The 17,253-nt window shown below is 67.4% G+C and carries 14 protein-coding genes; 8 read left to right on the forward strand and 6 right to left on the reverse strand.

Features of this window, described 5'->3' with window-relative positions:
* Positions 1 to 3,115 precede the first annotated feature (3,115 nt).
* Entirely contained in the window at positions 3,116 to 3,907 is a 792-nt protein-coding gene (locus tag P8R59_RS06290; protein WP_278103209.1) for a hypothetical protein, read from the forward strand.
* A gap of 10 nt (positions 3,908 to 3,917) precedes the next feature.
* Here the strand turns inward: P8R59_RS06290 and rsmG are convergent, their stop codons facing one another.
* The 6 genes from rsmG to rpmH are packed head-to-tail and all read right to left on the reverse strand — an operon-like array spanning position 3,918 to position 6,994.
* Positions 3,918 to 4,547, reverse strand: coding sequence for a 16S rRNA (guanine(527)-N(7))-methyltransferase RsmG (gene rsmG / locus P8R59_RS06295; protein WP_278103210.1), 630 nt, complete (start codon positions 4,545 to 4,547; stop codon positions 3,918 to 3,920).
* A gap of 10 nt (positions 4,548 to 4,557) precedes the next feature.
* Positions 4,558 to 5,061, reverse strand: coding sequence for a protein jag (locus P8R59_RS06300; protein ID WP_077051061.1), 504 nt, complete (start codon positions 5,059 to 5,061; stop codon positions 4,558 to 4,560).
* Positions 5,062 to 5,079: 18 nt separating this feature from the next.
* Entirely contained in the window at positions 5,080 to 6,153 is a 1,074-nt protein-coding gene (yidC, locus tag P8R59_RS06305; protein WP_077051060.1) for a membrane protein insertase YidC, read from the reverse strand.
* 3 nt (positions 6,154 to 6,156) lie between these two features.
* A complete protein-coding gene (gene yidD / locus P8R59_RS06310; RefSeq protein WP_278103211.1) occupies positions 6,157 to 6,513 on the reverse strand; it encodes a membrane protein insertion efficiency factor YidD in 357 nt (118 codons plus the stop codon).
* Complete coding sequence (gene rnpA / locus P8R59_RS06315; protein ID WP_077051058.1) at positions 6,510 to 6,848, reverse strand: ribonuclease P protein component; 339 nt, start codon at positions 6,846 to 6,848, stop codon at positions 6,510 to 6,512. Before rnpA ends, yidD begins: the two co-directional genes overlap by 4 nt.
* Positions 6,849 to 6,856: 8 nt before the next feature.
* Positions 6,857 to 6,994, reverse strand: coding sequence for a 50S ribosomal protein L34 (rpmH, locus tag P8R59_RS06320; protein WP_013584598.1), 138 nt, complete (start codon positions 6,992 to 6,994; stop codon positions 6,857 to 6,859).
* 295 nt (positions 6,995 to 7,289) lie between these two features.
* Here rpmH and dnaA point away from each other — a divergent pair, with 295 nt between their 5' ends.
* The 7 genes from dnaA to P8R59_RS06355 all read left to right on the forward strand — a co-directional run bounded on the left by dnaA (position 7,290) and on the right by P8R59_RS06355 (position 17,214).
* Positions 7,290 to 8,714 (forward strand): chromosomal replication initiator protein DnaA, encoded by a 1,425-nt coding sequence (dnaA, locus tag P8R59_RS06325; protein ID WP_278103212.1) that lies wholly within the window; start codon positions 7,290 to 7,292, stop codon positions 8,712 to 8,714.
* Positions 8,715 to 9,164: 450 nt separating this feature from the next.
* Positions 9,165 to 10,316 carry a DNA polymerase III subunit beta gene (dnaN, locus tag P8R59_RS06330; protein ID WP_077051056.1) on the forward strand — a complete coding sequence of 384 codons (1,152 nt, stop codon included), beginning with the start codon at positions 9,165 to 9,167 and terminating at the stop codon, positions 10,314 to 10,316.
* 48 nt (positions 10,317 to 10,364) lie between these two features.
* Entirely contained in the window at positions 10,365 to 11,516 is a 1,152-nt protein-coding gene (gene recF, locus P8R59_RS06335; RefSeq protein WP_278103213.1) for a DNA replication/repair protein RecF, read from the forward strand.
* The gene (locus P8R59_RS06340; RefSeq protein WP_077051054.1) at positions 11,509 to 11,997 is read left to right on the forward strand and encodes a DUF721 domain-containing protein; all 489 of its coding nucleotides are present in this window, start codon (positions 11,509 to 11,511) and stop codon (positions 11,995 to 11,997) included. Before recF ends, P8R59_RS06340 begins: the two co-directional genes overlap by 8 nt.
* A 119-nt stretch (positions 11,998 to 12,116) precedes the next feature.
* Positions 12,117 to 14,153, forward strand: coding sequence for a DNA topoisomerase (ATP-hydrolyzing) subunit B (gene gyrB / locus P8R59_RS06345; RefSeq protein WP_077051053.1), 2,037 nt, complete (start codon positions 12,117 to 12,119; stop codon positions 14,151 to 14,153).
* A gap of 32 nt (positions 14,154 to 14,185) precedes the next feature.
* Positions 14,186 to 16,813, forward strand: a complete 2,628-nt coding sequence (gene gyrA, locus P8R59_RS06350) for a DNA gyrase subunit A (RefSeq protein ID WP_278103214.1) — start codon at positions 14,186 to 14,188, stop codon at positions 16,811 to 16,813.
* Positions 16,810 to 17,214, forward strand: a complete 405-nt coding sequence (locus tag P8R59_RS06355) for a DUF3566 domain-containing protein (RefSeq protein ID WP_077051051.1) — start codon at positions 16,810 to 16,812, stop codon at positions 17,212 to 17,214. Before gyrA ends, P8R59_RS06355 begins: the two co-directional genes overlap by 4 nt.
* Positions 17,215 to 17,253: the final 39 nt, after the last annotated feature.

Consider the following 17,253-nt stretch of genomic DNA (forward strand, 5'->3'; position numbering starts at 1 on the left):
GGCAAGCTCTGGTCATGAAGGGCAGCCCCCGTTCGCCACCGACACAGCCGTTCGTTAGAGTCTCGCGCGTCAGGGGAGTGTGCCGTCACGCCGTCCGGTATCCACTTCCCACGCAAGGATCCGCGCAGAACCCGCGCGCTCCGCGGCCTCGCGGGCCGCGCCGGTTCACCGCGACGGCCCGCACTGCCAGAGTGTCGCCCGTGACGCAGCAACCGTGTGCGCTGGCCTGAGTCCGCGCCTGACGTCCTCCTCGCCACACCGTGTGACGCGACTCCCCCGATGCGCCTCTTCACCGACGGACTCCGTCACGCTGGGATCCCGTGACAATCGAGCTGGCGTCTGCGCACCGGACGCGCATCCGGCCTGGCTGAGCAGCGCGGCCTCGATGTTTCACGTGGAACATTTCGGGTCGGCGCGGGCAGTCGGCGGGTGTCCACGCCGTCAGACCGCGGCTGCTGGCGCCCTGTGTGCCGCCGCACCTCGCGTCGCGCCCCCTGCCACGGCACCACGACCTTCCATGCGCCGCCTGCCCGCCGCGCAGCTGAGGTCTGTGAACCGCATCTCGTTGGGGCATGCGCCGATGCCAGCGGCCCGTGACGCTTGGGACAGCGACTCCCGGGAAGTGCGGACACCCACGTAGCTGTGCGTGCGCTCCATTGAGAAGGCTCGTCGATCAGACCGCTGCCGGCGGCGTTGTCCGCCGCCACCACACGGCGCCCGCGCACAGCATCGCGCGTCGAGAACCGAGATCAGTACTTGGCCGCGCGCACTGATAACCGTCGGCGACCATACCGGCACACTCGGTGGTCCGAGCGGCTCTCGTTTCCAACGTGTCGGCTACGGCGCGGAGACGACAGTTCCACCGATGGCGGCAATCCCGGTCAACACTTGTTCGTCCCTGCGGGACCCGAAGTGTCGAGCGGAAGTGCGCGGGGGCGGGGAGGGAAACGACGCGGGGCTCCCCGATGATGGCCTCCATCGCGGTCATGTTTCACGTGAAACATGACCGCGCCCGGGAGAGTAGATCGGCTGCGTGGGCAGACAGAGAGCGTCGCTGCATCGGTTCCATGGGACGGTTCGATGGTCGACTGATCGCGTGCTCGGGCGTAGCCCGCACGGCGATGGACGTCACCGCGAAACCGCGCGCAGCTCCACACATCGCCTATCCATATCCCACGGGGCGCAGGGGAGGCTAGCGGCAGCCCACCACCGGCCGATCTTGTGCTCCGTCCGCATCCTGTCGGTGGCCGCATCTCGGATCGCGGCCCGGGAGGATGGCGAATGGCGCACCCCCGGCGGCCATCCGGAGGCGTGCCTCCGGACATCAGGCGGGAGCGTCCAGGGCCACCGCCCTCTCCGAAGCCGCCTACACAGACGACGCCGACCCACCGAATGTTGGGCCTCGCCGGGTATGCCCACGGAGGAACGGCCCCGTCGTGGGATCAGGCCCCTCGAACACCCTCGGTTCTCTCCCTTGCAACGGTGTCCGCGCCGAGTGCGAACGTGGTCGGGCGGTCAAGTTCACCCACCGGCGCACCTGACGAGAAGACTTGAACACGGCACGCCACGCCCACTCGCCGCCACGGTGGGCGCGCGATCTCCTCAGGCGATCGCCCGCAGCTTCTTAGCCGCGAGGCTCCCGGGCCGGTCGAGGCACCAGCGGCCGAGCCGAGCACCGTCTGTGCGTCAATCGTGCCTTATTGGGTCGAACGCGATGTTCCACGCGAAACATCCGCAGACGGATTTCGCCCGGAACGTTGTTCGCGGGTGGCGCGTGGCGGCTTACCTCCTCGCGCGACCAGCACGCGCAGGCACCTCAGAGCGACGATGGTGGCGACAAGGCGGGGGGCGGGTGGGGGAGTGGACGCCGGGAATGGCGGATCGACGGTGTCGAGTAGCGATCATCGCCGGAGCCGCCCAGCAACAGCGTCACCAGAATCTGACGGCGCACGCCGCGATGGTGGCTCGATGTTTCACGTGAAACACCGCGCGGGTGCGCTTCTTCACCGCGTATGTGTACGGCGCGACGCGTCACGCAACGCACCCCGGAACACCAGCGCTCAGGCCACGCAACCGGATGCTCCTCTCCAGGATCAGCGCGCGCCGCCGCCCGCGCCATACCGAGGGAAGACCGCGCACCCCATCCCGACCAGCGAGCACACGCGGAGGTGGAACAGACACACAAGCCGATGCCCTTTCGGACGTGGTCCGCGGCATCACGCGGTTCAGTCCGAATGGCTGCGCTCGCCTGCCATCGACCGAGTTCGCGGACTACGCGACATCGCGTGTGCCAGACAGCCTCCGTGCTACCTGCGTGCACTACGGGATGAGCATTCCCGCTCACGGCCGACGTCCTCCGCGCAACGACCGCCTATCCGGACGTCGACGCGTGGGAACCGCATCGGCATGCGGACTCCACCCCGTCATGGTGCGAGAAGGCCAGCAGCCGCCGGCGCGATCGCGGAACTGCGTAGAGCGCGGTACCAACGACGTCCCCGCGACCCCCGCGGTGTGCGCGCCACCGCCCACGCCTGAAGCGATCAACGGTCGTTCGACGCGCCTCAGACACCCAACCTTCGACGTCAGCCCATCGCCGCGCTGGAGCATGGGGTGACAGTGGGGGAGTGTGTGCCGACCCATCGACGTGGGACGCGTCACCGATGACAGGGAGCCTTACATTCCGCACGGCCCCAGTCCTGCTGACCGATGCCTCCCACGAGACCGAACGTCGATCGCCGCGCGACGCCACACCACCACAGGAGGCCGGCGACAGAGTGACAGATTCCGACGACTGAGGCGTCGGCGACACTCACAGCGCGGCGCGTCGAAGCCTCAACACGGCCGAAGCCCGCATGAGCCAGATCCCCAGCACCAGGCCGGTCACGCAGCGCATCTCACGCCGCCGCGAACCGGAGCACGCCCAACTCGCCGAGTCGCGAACTCCCATCTTCTCGGCGCAGCCCCCAAGACGCTCGACCCGCCCCCACTCATTGGTCAAGCAATGGCACCCACCTTACGAACCGTTTCACGTGAAACAGTCACGACCCCGCGCCCGGCAGAGGCGTGGCCCACTCCGACGGCATCCATGTCAGACCTCCACGGCAGACTGGCTGTCATGCTCCGAACGCCGGGTGATCCACTCTCGCCACCCCCGACCTCCGCGCCCGCCATCGACGACGATTTCTCGGGCGGCGAGCTCGCGCCGGTGTGGGTTCCGCACTACCTGCCGCATTGGACGACGGCGGACAGATCGGCCGCACGGCTGGCCTTCACGCCCGAAGGCATCGATCTGCGCATCGAGGAAGACCAGCTCGAGTGGCGTCCCGAGGACGGCCAGATGCGAGTCTCGAATCTGCAGACCGCCACCTTCTCGGGCACGCTCGGATCGAACGTGGGAACACACCGCCACCGTTCGGACGGACTCCTCGTTCGTACGCACACCCCGACGAGCCTTCACTACGCCCCGACGGCCGGCCGTGTCGATGTCACGCTGCGGGCCAGCACCGATCCCGACTGCATGACAGCCATCTGGCTGGTCGGCACCGAACACGACGACCCGCGAGACTCGGGAGAGATCTGCGTCGCGGAGATCGACGCGGATGCCATCGGCGCGAGCACGCGCGTGCGGTGCGGCATCAAGGCCCACCACGACGAACGGCTCCGCACCGACATGATCGCGACGAGCGTTCCGCACGACGCGTCGCGCTTCCTCACCTGGAGCGTCGAGTGGGGCGGGGGAGTGACCACCATCGGGTGCGAGGGACGCCTCGTCGCCGCCTTCGATCAGGCTCCGGCGTATCCCCAGATGCTTCTCATCGACGTGTTCGAGATGTCACCCGATCGAGGCGCCTACCCGAAAGCGGCAACGGTGAGGCGCGTGAGGGCGTGGTCGACAGACTCCCATTGAACGGGAGTAGCTAACGCGTGACGGTCGCCGTCAGGACGCGCGTCGGTTCGTCGACCACGCCCTCGCCCACGACATGCACCTCGATGTCGGACACACCGAAGCGCCGGATCTGCTTCTCCGCCGCGTCGACCTCGGCCGCCACATTCGCGCCCTTGAGGTAGGCGAGTCGCCCTCCCACGCGCGCCAGCGGCGCGGTCCACGGAATGAGCGTCCTGAGCGCACTGACGGCACGTGCGGTGACGACATCGAACACGCGACCCTTGGCCCATTCCTCGGCGCGGAGACGCTCCACGGTGACGTTCTCGAGGCCGAGGTCGGCGACCTGCTCGCTGAGCCAGATGGTCCGCCGCTCCATGGGCTCGATGAGAGTGAACTCCACGTCCGGTCGTGCGATCGCGAGCACGACACCCGGAAGTCCCGCACCCGACCCCACGTCCGCGACTCGCCCCTCGAAGAACGGTGCGGCCACCGCACTGTTGAGGATGTGCCGGGTCCAGAGCCGCGGCACCTCGAGCGGTCCGATCAGACCACGTTCTTCGCCATGAGCGGCCAGCGCCCTCGTGAACCGGCGTGCCAGATCGATGCGGTCGCCGAACAGCGCCGCCGCGGCATCCGGTTCCGCTTCGAGTTGGTTGCCCACGTCGAACGGATCAGCCGCGACGCAGCACGGTGTGTCGGTCCGCACCCTCACCGAAGGACTCGGAGGAGTACCCGCGGTCAGCCGCGATGTCGTGCACGAGCTTGCGCTCGTAGCTCGACATCGCCGGCAGCGACGCCTGCGAAGCACCTTCCTCGAGACGCTGGATGGCACGGTCGACGAGGTTCTCGAGCTGACGCTGGCGCGCATCGCGCGAGCCGCCGATGTCGAGGATCAGACGCGAGAAGCGTCCCGTCGAGTTCTGCACGGCCAGGCGGGTGAGTTCCTGCAGAGCTTGGACTGTGTCGGGGTGCGAGATCGTCGACAGCGCGGAGGCGTCCTCGGCCTCGACGGACACGTACGCACGGCCGGCGCGTACGTCGAGCGCCAGGTCGCCGTCGATATCGGCGATGTCGAGGAGCCCTTCCAGGAAGTCGGCGGCGACGTCGCCCTCCTGCTCCAGCTGCTCCTCGGTGGCGGCGGTGTGCTCGGTCGCGATCTGCTCGGACGTCGTCATCTCATGGTCTCCAGGTGCTCAGGAGGGGGAGTCGGTTCCGGGCTTCGCGGTCGTCCGCGGAGCGGTTCCGGAGGCCTTGGGGGACTGCTGCTGCTTCTTGGCGCGCTGCTTGCCGACGGGCTGCTGACGCTTGGGCTGTGCGGCGCGTGCGCGCTCGGCCTCTTCGAACAGGCGCTGCTGCTCGGCCTCGTACTTCTCGATCGGAACAACCTTGCCGCTCGAGTCGATCGCCTTGCCCTTGCGAGCGAGCCGCTCTTCCCGCGCCTTCGCGGCATCCGATCCGGGAGTCGGCATTTCGCGGATGACGACGAACTGCTGCACCATCGTCCACAGGTTGCTGACGAACCAGTAGATGACGACGCCGAGGGGGAAGAAGACACCCGAGAAGATGAAGGCCAGCGGCAGGATGTAGAGCATGATCTTCTGCATCTGGTACGCCTGACCGGTCTTGGCCTCCGGCGACAGGTTCTTCGAGATGATCTGCAGCTGCGTGAAGAACTGCGACGCGATCATCAGCACGACGAGCGTCAGCAGGATCGCGACGGTGACCTGACCGTCGGACTGGCCCCACGCGGTGACGAGGTTGACGTGCATGGATGCCACGTCGAACAGGCGCGCGTCGTAGAACTCGCGGGTCAGCTCCGGGGTCAGCAGACCCACACCGCCGAGACCGCTCGTGGCGTGCTTGGCGACGTCGTTCAGCACGCTGAACAGGGCGAAGAAGATGGGCATCTGCACGAGCAGCGGCAGGCAGCTCGAAACCGGCGTGGTGCCGTGCTTCTTGTAGAGCGCCATGGTCTCGCGACTCATCGCCTCGCGCGAGAGCTGGTCCTTCTTGCCCCGGTACTTCTCCTGCACCTTGCGCAGCTCGGGGGCGATCTCCATCATCTTGCGCTGGCTCTTGATCTGCTTGACGAAGAGCGGGATGAGCGCCGCCCGCACGATCAGAACGAGGCCGATGATCGACAGCACCCACGTGAGGCCCGCGGCCGGAGGCATGCCGACCGCGGTGAAGAGCGCATGCCAACCGACCAGCACGAGCTCGACGGCCCATTTCAAGGGCCAGAGGACGATTCCAATGAGATCCGGCACGGATCAGTCCTTTCGGGAGGGCACGACGAAGCCGTGCGGAGTGAGTTCGTGACGGAAGGCGCGGTGCGGACGGACGTCGTCGATGCCTCCCTGAGCCCAGGGGTGGCAGCGGGCGAGGCGGGCCGCGGTCAACGCGGCACCTTTGACGAGTCCGTGCTGCTGCACGGCGCCCACCGAATAGGCGGAGCAGGACGGGTAGTACTTGCACACGTCGCCGTAGACGTGCGAGATCGTCGCGCGGTAGGCGTGCAGAAGGGCGAGGCCGGCATTGCGGGGGAGAAGCGGAACGGATGCCGCGATGGTGTCCCACTCCAGATGTCCGACGCCGGTGGACGAGGCGGGCAGCGTTGACGAGCTCATGCGGCGGCCTTGCGCTGCAGGCACCGGACGACGTCGGCGCGGAGATCGGCGTAGTCGACGGTGGCGGCCGACGGGAGCGCGCGGATGACGACCGAGGCGCCCCCGCGGACGAGCGGGAGCGCCTCGGCGCACACCGCCTTGAGACGGCGGCGGACGGTGTTGCGTGTGACGGCGGAGCCGACCTGGCGGCTCACGATGAAGCCGAACCGTGCGGGACCTTCGTCCGGCACGCTGCCGACGTAGGTGACGGTGTGCGTTCCGGCACACCGAGAACCCCGACGGACGGTGGCTTTGTAATCCGATCCGCGGGTGAGTCGGTTCGGCTTCGCGAGCACTAGGTGGGTCAGGCCGAGAGCTCGGTGCGGCCCTTGGCGCGACGCGCCGCGAGGATGCCGCGGCCGGCGCGCGTACGCATACGGGCGCGGAAGCCGTGCTTCTTGGCGCGACGGCGGTTGTTGGGCTGGAAGGTGCGCTTGCTCATGGGTCACTCCGGAGGTGATGTCACCCGATGCTCTTCTGCCGGGGGACGTGGTCGGGACTGCCGTGTAGGCATAAGTCAACCGACTAAGGCTACGTCGTGCGCGACGTTAACTCAAACCGGGAGGTCGACCGCTCATTATCCCCAGGCGTCGTCCACACCCGTGGCAAAGACACGCGAGCGCGTTCTACAGTTGATTTGGCTCCGTGCGGACCGCGAACTAGCGTGTCCCCGGAAGTTATCCACAGGTTCGGCGCGCTGCACGTCGACAGTCGCGCGCCGAGATCCCGGAGGGGATATGTCATTGCACCAAGTACCGGATGTTCCCGTCTGGTCCGCCGTGCTCGACCATCTCCTCACCGATGACCGCGTCACCCCGCAGCTCCACGGCTTCCTGAACCTCGCCGTTCCGCAGGGCGTCATGGGGGGCACGCTCTACCTCGACGTCCCGAACGACCTGACCGCGGCGCAGATGAACAAGCGCATGCGCGCGCCCATCCTCGAGGCGCTCACGCAGGTGCAGGGCGTCGACCCCGAAGTCAGCAACTTCCGCGTGGTCGTGAACCCCGACCTCATCGAGTCGCACCGTTCCGCACCCGCCGCCGACGAACGACCGGTCGCGAACTCGACACCGAACACCCACTCGCCCCTGCCCGAGCAGGCGCCCGACCCGATCGTCCCGGCATCCCGGAACGACACGCGGTTGAACCCGAAGTACACCTTCGACAACTTCGTCATCGGGCAGTCCAACCGCTTCGCGCATGCCGCCGCGGTCGCCGTGGCCGAGGCCCCCGCGAAGGCGTACAACCCGCTCTTCATCTACGGCGACTCCGGACTCGGCAAGACCCACCTCCTCCACGCGATCGGCGATTACGCCGCGAGCATGTACGCCGGCATCCGCGTGCGCTACGTCTCGAGCGAGGAGTTCACGAACGACTTCATCAACTCGATCGCGAACAACCGCGGCTCGGCCTTCCAGGCCCGCTATCGCGACGTCGACATCCTGCTCATCGACGACATCCAGTTCCTGCAGGGTCGCGCCGAGACGCAGGAAGCGTTCTTCCACACCTTCAACACGCTGCACGATCACGACAAGCAGGTCGTCATCACCAGCGACCTCCCTCCGAAGCAGCTCACCGGGTTCGAAGACCGCATGCGCAGCCGCTTCGAGTGGGGTCTCATCACCGACGTGCAGGCGCCCGACCTGGAGACGCGTATCGCGATCCTCCGCAAGAAGGCGCAGAGCGAACGACTCCTCATCCCCGACGACGTCCTCGAGTACATCGCGACCGTGGTCTCGTCGAACATCCGCGAGCTCGAGGGCGCGCTCATCCGCGTGTCCGCCTTCGCCAGCCTGAATCGCTCGACGCTCGACATGTCTCTGGCGCAGACCGTGCTCCGCGACATCATCGACCAGGACGACGCGAACGTGGTCTCGCCGACCGACATCATCACCGCGACCGCGCAGTACTTCAAGCTGTCGGTCGACGATCTCTACGGGTCGAGTCGGTCGCAGGCCGTGGCCACGGCGCGACAGATCGCCATGTACCTCTGCCGTGAACGCACGAGCCTGTCCCTGCCGAAGATCGGGCAGCTGTTCGGCAACCGCGATCACACGACGGTGATGTACGCGTACAAGAAGATCAGCGACCTCATGAAGGAGCGGCGCTCGATCTACAACCAGGTGTCCGAGATCACGACGCAGCTGGGGCGCATGCGCTGAGCGCCCACCTGAACTGAGGGGTTCCTCCGCATCCGCGGGCGAACCCCTCAGTCGTTTTCGCGCGCCAGCGGGGCCGTCAGCGACGTTCGCGGCAGATCTTTTACTCGGTTCTACACAGTGTGGAAAACCTGTGGATAACTCGAATTCTCTGCGGAAGACATGTGAACGACACGCGTCCGCCTGTGGAGGAAGCGGAGAACCCGCACTCGACCGAACGTGTTAACTGCCCAGGCTCTCCGCAAGGCGTCCACAGATCACACGCGTGTAGTTCCCTTGTGTTAACACGCCTCGCGCGAGTTATCCACACTCTCCACAGCTGTTAACAAGATGAAGAATCCATTGATGAGTTAACAGAGGTTCGATGACCTTGCAGTGCGAACGTGTGCCGACGTGTGCCGACTCGGTCGGGCACTAGCATGGGTAAGCCATACCGCCGTCAAGGGAGCGCCCGTGAAGTTTCACGTCAATCGCGATGTCTTCAGCGAAGCCGTTTCGTTCGTGGTCAAGCTCCTGCCACAGCGCAACCCCCAGCCGATCCTCGCCGGTGTGCTGATCGAAGCGGGCGAGCAGGGTCTCACCCTCGCCGCGTTCGACTACGAAGCATCCGCCCGCACCACGATCGAAGCGACCGTCGACGAGCCGGGAACGATCCTCGTCCACGGCCGTCTGCTCTCCGACATCGCGAGCCGGCTCCCCAACGCGCCCATCCAGATCGCGGTCGACGACGACGGCGGTATCCTGCTCACGTGCGGCTCGGCCCGCTTCACGCTGGCATCCATGCCCGTGCAGGAGTACCCGGCCATCCCCGAGGTCACCGGCGAGTCCGGTCTGGTCCCCGCCGACGACTTCGCCACCGCGATCGCGCAGGTCGCCTTCGCCGCGTCGCGAGACGACGTCACCCCCGTCCTCACGGGTGTGCAGCTCGAGGTCACCGGCACGCAGCTGAGCCTCGTCGCCACCGACCGCTACCGCGTCGCGCTCCGCGAGATCCCCTGGGACGGCGGGGCTGCGGCATCCGACGAGCCCACGGCCGCCCTCGTGCCGGCACGCACGCTGCAGGAAGTCGGCAAGACCTTCGCGCACGGCGGCGACATCTCGATCGCCTTCTCGGGCTCGGGCGACCGCGAGATCATCGCCTTCTCTTCGGGCAACAAGACCGTCACGTCGCTGCTCATCAAGGGCAACTTCCCGCCCGTGCGCCGTCTCTTCCCCGCGCAGACCGAGCACCACAGCGTCGTCAACACCGCAGAGCTCGCCGAAGCCGTGCGCCGTGTCGCCCTCGTGCTCGACCGGTCCGCCCCGCTGCGCTTCACCTTCGGTCCGGACGGGGTGTCGATGGACGCCTCGGGCACCGAGCAGGCCCGCGCGACGGAATCCGTCGACGCGACGCTCGTCGGCGACGAGGTCACCCTCGGCCTGAACCCGCAGTACCTGCTCGAGTCCCTCGGCGCCGTCCGCAGCGAGTTCGCGCGCATCACGTTCACCTCGAGCGACAACGCCAACAAGCTCAGCCCGGTGCTCATCACCCCGCAGACCTCGGTCGACAAGGGCGGCGAGGGCTCGTTCAAGTACCTGCTGCAGCCCAATCTCCTCCTGCGCTGAGGGGGCTCCGGCCCGGCGCATGTCGGGGCCGGCGGGTAGTCTGACCCGGTGATCGTGGAGCAGCTCGAACTGACGGATTTCCGCAATTATGCGGCCGCCGACGTGGCGCTCTCGGCCGGGGCGAACCTCTTCGTCGGCCGCAACGGTCAGGGGAAGACGAATCTCGTCGAGGCCGTCGCGTATCTCGCGACGCTGGGCTCGCATCGCGTCTCCAGTGACGCTCCGATGGTGCGTGACGGGGCGGATGCCGCGATCGTCCGGGCGCGTCTGGCCCACGGGGAACGCAGCGTGCTGCTCGAGCTGCAGCTGAACCGGCAGGGATCGAACAAGGCGCGGGTCAACGGCGTGAACGTCCGCACCGCCGAACTGCCCCGCTACGCGCAGGTGGTGCTGTTCGCCCCCGAGGATCTGCAGATCGTGCGGGGCGACCCGTCGGCGCGTCGGCGGTTCGCCGATCAGCTCATCGTCCAGCGGTCCCCGCGTCTGGCCGGCGTCCTGGCCGACTACGACCGTGTGCTCCGCCAGCGCACCGCGCTGCTGAAGTCGGCACGTGCGCGCGGCATCCGCGGCGATGCCCTCGGAACGCTCGACGTGTGGGACGACAAGCTCGTCGCCCTCGGTACCGAGGTGATCGAGGCGCGTCTGGCGTTGGCATCCGATCTCTCCTCTCCCGTGGCCGAGGCGTACGCCGCGATCGCGGGTGCCGACCACGACCCGCGTCTGCGCTGGGCGCTGTCTGTGGGCGGGGGCGACCCCGAGGAGGGCGACGACGCCACCGAGGCGGGGGTGACGGGATCGCTCGCCGACCAGTTCCGCGCCGCGCTCGCGGCCCGGCGCGCGACCGAGCTCGAGCGGGGCCTGACGCTCGTGGGCCCGCATCGCGACGATCTCGTCCTCGAAGTGCGGGGTCTGCCCGTGAAGGGATACGCCTCGCACGGCGAGTCGTGGTCGGTGGCGCTGGCTCTGCGCCTGGCATCCGCTCAACTGCTCCGCGCGGAGTCGCGTCTCGGTGACCCGGTGCTCATCCTCGACGACGTGTTCGCCGAGCTCGACGCCGGTCGCCGCACCCGCCTCGCCGACCTCGTCGCGGGATACGAGCAGGTCATCGTGACCTCCGCCGTCGAAGAGGACGTGCCCGACGGACTACGTGCGCACGTGGTCCGCGTCGAGGCCGGCCGGATCGAGGGCGCCGATGAGTGACGAGCCCGACCTCCCCGAGACCATCGCCACGTACCTGCGGCTGCGCGGTCTCGAGCCGTCGCCGTATCGCAAGAAGAAGCGTCGCCGGCGTGCCGACGACGGCGAGAACGCCCCGTTCACCCCGGGCCGCGATCCGCGCGGGCTCGGCGATGTGCTCTCGACCCTGACGAAGTCGGCCGGCTGGGAGCCGCAGCTGGCGCGCGAAGACCTCGTCCGCACCTGGCACGACGTGGCCGGTGCCGACACCGCCGCGCACACCCGCCCGGTGGCCCTGGATGCCGGGATGCTGACCGTCCAGGCCGACTCGACGGCGTGGGCGAAGCAGCTCCAGTTGATGCGCGCGCACATCCTGTCGGAGATCATCCGGCGCTTCCCTGAGGCGGGGGTCGAGTCGATCCGCTTCATCGGGCCGGACGTCCCCTCCTGGAAATGGGGGACGAGAGCCGTTCCAGGCCGCGGCCCGCGCGATACCTACGGCTAGGCCATGGTCGGGGTTGGCTCGATCCGATTTATCCCCTCCTAGGGGCGTACACACCGCTTTGAGCGGCCTCGCGCGGTAGGATGGAGGTTCCGACGAATCGATCTGGAGCTCGCGAAGTCATGACGTCCGAAAACCCCGACAACGTTTCCGCGGAACCCGAAGCGACGACCAGTGCGAAGGTTCCCAACGAGTACGGGGCAGACGCCATCCAGGTGCTCGAGGGTCTCGAGGCCGTCCGCAAGCGTCCCGGCATGTACATCGGCTCGACGGGCGAGCGTGGCCTCCACCACCTCGTGCAGGAGATCGTCGACAACTCCGTCGACGAGGCTCTCGCCGGCTATTGCGACCTGATCGACGTCACGATCCTCTCCGACGGTGCCGTCCGTGTGATCGACAACGGCCGTGGCATCCCGGTCGACATGCACCGCACCGAGGGCAAGTCGACGGTCGAGGTCGTCCTGACCGTTCTGCACGCCGGTGGAAAGTTCGGCGGTGGCGGGTATGCCGTCTCCGGCGGTCTGCACGGCGTCGGTTCGTCCGTCGTGAACGCGCTCTCCACCCGCCTCGAGGTCGAGGTCAAGCGCCAGGGACACGTGTGGCGGCAGTCCTTCCGCGACGGTGGTGTGCCGTTGGCGCCGCTCGCCCAGGGCGAGGAGAGCGAGGAGACCGGCACGACGATCACGTTCTGGCCGGATGCCACGATCTTCGACACCGTCGACTTCGACTACGACACCCTCCGCACGCGCTTCCAGCAGATGGCGTTCCTGAACAAGGGACTCCGCATCAGCCTGCGCGATGAGCGCCCGGACGCCGTGGTCACCGAGGGCGAGCCCGGCGAAGAGGTGACCGCAGCCCGACACGATTCGTTCCTCTACGAGCGCGGCCTCGTCGACTACGTCGAGCACCTCAACCGCGTGCGCAAGGCCGACGTCGTCAACGACGAGGTCATCGAGGTCGAGTCCGAGGACACCGATCGCAAGATCGCCCTCGAACTGGCCATGCAGTGGACGACGGCCTACACCGAGAACGTCTTCACCTACGCCAACACGATCAACACCCACGAGGGCGGCACGCACGAGGAAGGGTTCCGCGCGGCGCTGACGACGCTCGTCAACCGCTACGCGCGCGCGAACAATCTCCTCAAGGAGAAGGACGACAACCTCACGGGTGAGGACATCCGCGAGGGGCTCACGGCCGTCATCTCGGTGAAGCTCTCGGAGCCGCAGTTCGAGGGTCAGACCAAGACCAAGCTCGGCAACACCGAGGCGCGCGCCTTCGTGCAGAAGGTCGTCGGCGACAAGCTCGGCGACTGGTTCGACCGCAACCCCGCGCAGGCCAAGAACATCATCCGGAAGGCCATCGACGCGGCCACCGCGCGCCTCGCCGCCCGCAAGGCCCGTGAGACCGCTCGGCGCAAGAGCGTCTTCGAGTCCGCGGCCATGCCCGACAAGCTCAAGGACTGCACGTCGAAAGACCCCTCGATCAGCGAGATCTTCCTCGTCGAGGGTGACTCCGCCGGCGGCTCGGCCGTGCAGGGGCGCGACCCGCACACGCAGGCGATCCTGGCGCTCCGCGGCAAGATCCTGAACGTGGAGCGCGCGCGCCTCGACCGGGCGCTCGGCAACAAGGAAGTCCAGGCGATGATCCAGGCCTTCGGCACGGGCATCGGCGAAGACTTCGACATGGCCAAGGCCCGGTACCACAAGATCGTCCTCATGGCGGATGCCGACGTCGACGGGCAGCACATCACGACGCTGCTGCTCACGCTGCTCTTCCGCTACATGCGCGGTCTCATCGAAGCCGGCTTCGTCTACCTCGCGCAGCCGCCGCTCTACCGCCTCAAGTGGTCGAACCACCCGCACGAGTACGCGTACAGCGACCGTGAGCGCGACGCGTTGCTCGTCGAGGGTCAGGCTGCCGGTCGCCGTATCCCGAAGGACAACGGCATCCAGCGCTACAAGGGTCTCGGCGAGATGAACGACCACGAGCTGTGGGAGACCACGATGGACCCCGAGACCCGCACCCTCAAGCAGGTCACGATCGACGACGCCGCCGCGGCGGACGAGATCTTCTCCGTGCTCATGGGCGAGGACGTCGAATCGCGACGCAGCTTCATCCAGCGCAACGCCAAAGACGTCCGCTTCCTCGACATCTGATCCCGGTCGACTCGATACGAAACTGAGAATCCATGGCTGACGACATCACTCCCGAGCCCGCCGGCGCGCCCGAAGTGCCCGCTCACAACCACGGGAAGATCGACCAGGTCGACCTCCAGCTCGAGATGCAGCGGAGCTACCTCGACTACGCGATGAGCGTCATCGTCGGGCGCGCACTGCCCGACGTGCGCGACGGCCTGAAGCCCGTGCACCGCCGCGTCATCTACGGCATGTACGACGGCGGCTTCCGTCCCGACAAGTCGTTCTCGAAGTGCGCCCGCGTCGTCGGCGAGGTCATGGGGCACTACCACCCCCACGGCGACGCCCCGATCTACGACGCCCTGGTGCGTCTCGTTCAGCCGTGGTCGCTGCGCTATCCGCTGGCCCTCGGGCAGGGCAACTTCGGGTCCCCGGGAAATCAGGGCGCGGCCGCGCCCCGGTACACCGAGACGAAGATGGCTCCCCTCGCGCTCGAGATGGTGCGCGACATCGAGGAAGACACCGTCGACTTCGAGGACAACTACGACGGACAGACCCAGGAGCCGACGGTCCTGCCCGCGCGCTTCCCGAACCTCCTGGTCAACGGCTCGGTCGGTATCGCCGTCGGTATGGCAACGAACATCCCGCCGCACAACCTGCGCGAGGTCTCCGCCGGCGCCCTGTGGGCTCTGGAGAACCCGGATGCCAGCCGCGAAGAGCTGCTCGAGGCGCTCATGGAGCGCATCCCCGGGCCCGACTTCCCCACCCACGCGCAGATCCTCGGCACGCGCGGCATCAAGGACGCGTACCGCACGGGACGCGGCTCGATCACGATGCGCGCCGTGGTCAACATCGAAGAGATCCAGGGACGCACGTGCCTGGTCATCACCGAGCTGCCGTACCAGGTCAACCCCGACAACGTCGCGGTCAAGATCGGCGACCTCGCCCGCGAAGGCAAGATCACCGGCATCGCCGACATCCGCGACGAGACGTCGGGTCGTACCGGTCAGCGTCTCGTGGTCGTGCTGAAGCGCGACGCGGTCGCGAAGGTCGTGCTGAACAATCTGTACAAGCACACCCAGCTGCAGGAGAACTTCGGCGCCAACATGCTCGCCATCGTCGACGGCGTGCCGCGCACCCTGTCGCTCGACGGCTTCATCAGCCTGTGGATCGACCACCAGATCGAGGTCATCGTCCGGCGCACGCGCTACCGCCTGCGCAAGGCCGAGGAGCGCATGCACATCCTGCGCGGCTACCTCAAGGCGCTCGACGCGCTCGACGAGGTCATCGCGCTCATCCGCCGGTCGCCGACGGCTCAGGATGCCAACGAGGGACTGCAGAAGCTCCTCGACATCGACGACATCCAGGCGCAGGCGATCCTCGACATGCAGCTGCGCCGTCTCGCGGCCCTCGAACGACAGAAGATCGTCGACGAGGCCACCGAGCTCGAGGCGCGCATCGCCGACTACAACGACATCCTCGCCACCCCCGGTCGCCAGCGCACGATCATCCGAGACGAGCTCACCGCGATCGTCGACCGTTTCGGTGACGACCGCCGCACCGAGATCCTCCACGGCTTCGACGGAGACGTGTCGATCGAAGACCTCATCGCCGAGGAGGAGATGGTCGTCACCGTCACCCGCGACGGCTACATCAAGCGGACGCGCAGCGACAACTACCGCCAGCAGCACCGCGGCGGCAAGGGCGTGAAGGGCGCGCAGCTGCGCGCCGACGACGTGGTCGAGCACTTCTTCGTCACCACGACCCACCACTGGCTGCTGTTCTTCACCAACAAGGGCCGCGTGTACCGCTCGAAGGCGTACGAGGTGCCCGAGGCCGGCCGGGATGCCAAGGGCCAGCACGTCGCGAATCTCCTCGCGCTCCAGCCCGACGAGGAGATCGCGCAGATCCTCGACATCCGCGACTACAACGTCGCGACCTACCTCGTGCTCGCAACGCGCAACGGTCTGGTCAAGAAGACCCGCCTCGACGAGTACGACACCAACCGGCAGGGCGGCGTGATCGCCATCAAGCTCCGCGGCCAGGCCTCGGACGACGGTGAGGATGCCGAGCCGGGTGCGGCCGACGAACTCGTCAGCGCACTGCTGGTCGACGAGGGCGACGACATCCTCCTCATCAGCCGCCTGGGCATGTCGTTGCGGTTCTCCGCTACCGACAGCGCGCTGCGTCCGATGGGCCGCTCGACGTCGGGCGTGAAGGGCATGGACTTCCGCGCGGGCGACAGCCTGCTCTCGGCATCCGTCGCCAAGGACGACGAGTTCGTCTTCATCGTCACCGAGGGCGGCTACGCCAAGCGCACCGCCGTCACCGAGTACCGCATGCAGAACCGCGGCGGACTGGGCATCAAGGTGGCCCGTCTGACCGAGGATCGCGGGGTTCTCGCGGGCGGTCTGATGGTGTCCGAGGGCGACGAGGTCCTTGTGGTTCTTGCCAGTGGCAAGGTGGTACGCTCCTCCGTGGCCGAGGTGCCTGCCAAGGGTCGCGACACGATGGGTGTCGTGTTCGCCCGTGCCGGAGGCGATGATCGCATCATCGCGATCGCCCGGAACAGCGAGCGGAACCTGACCGAGACGACGGAGACGACCACCGATCCGACCGCGCCCGATGCGGTCGAGACCGCCTCCTCTTCCGAGACCCCCGAGGAAAGTACTGACGCATGAGCACGGTAGCCGACAAACTCGCCAAGAAGTCGACTCAGAAGACGTCCGCCAAGCAGGTGCGTCTGCGCCTGGTGTACATCGACTTCTGGTCGGCCCTGAAGCTCTCCTTCCTGGCCGCGGTCGCGATCGCGATCGTCACGGTCGTGTCGTACTTCCTGGTGTACCTCGTCGTCAGCGCCACCGGCCTCATCACCCGGGCCGACGAGTTCTTCGCCAGCTTCACCGACGGGAGCGCCACCCTGTCGCAGTACGTGGGCCTGCCCCAGGTGATGGCGTTCGCCGCGATCGTCGCGATCCTCAACCTGGTCGTCGTGACGGTCATGGGTGCGGTCCTGGCCGGCATCTACAACCTCGCCGTCAAGGTCACGGGCGGCCTGCTCGTGGGCTTCACCTCCAACTGACGCCGATTCGGAAAAACCTCGGGATTCAGGTAAAGTCTT

Origin of the sequence: Microbacterium proteolyticum, assembly GCF_029639405.1 — a bacterium.
GTDB lineage: Bacteria > Actinomycetota > Actinomycetes > Actinomycetales > Microbacteriaceae > Microbacterium.

Coding starts and splice junctions, on each gene's coding strand:
- P8R59_RS06290 (WP_278103209.1), top strand. CDS start 3,116: ATGCTCCGAACGCCGGGTGATCCACTCTCGCCACCCCCGACCTCCGCG.
- P8R59_RS06300 (WP_077051061.1), bottom strand. CDS start 5,061: ATGACGACGTCCGAGCAGATCGCGACCGAGCACACCGCCGCCACCGAG.
- yidD (WP_278103211.1), bottom strand. CDS start 6,513: ATGAGCTCGTCAACGCTGCCCGCCTCGTCCACCGGCGTCGGACATCTG.
- rpmH (WP_013584598.1), bottom strand. CDS start 6,994: ATGAGCAAGCGCACCTTCCAGCCCAACAACCGCCGTCGCGCCAAGAAG.
- dnaA (WP_278103212.1), top strand. CDS start 7,290: ATGTCATTGCACCAAGTACCGGATGTTCCCGTCTGGTCCGCCGTGCTC.
- P8R59_RS06340 (WP_077051054.1), top strand. CDS start 11,509: ATGAGTGACGAGCCCGACCTCCCCGAGACCATCGCCACGTACCTGCGG.
- gyrB (WP_077051053.1), top strand. CDS start 12,117: ATGACGTCCGAAAACCCCGACAACGTTTCCGCGGAACCCGAAGCGACG.
- gyrA (WP_278103214.1), top strand. CDS start 14,186: ATGGCTGACGACATCACTCCCGAGCCCGCCGGCGCGCCCGAAGTGCCC.
- P8R59_RS06355 (WP_077051051.1), top strand. CDS start 16,810: ATGAGCACGGTAGCCGACAAACTCGCCAAGAAGTCGACTCAGAAGACG.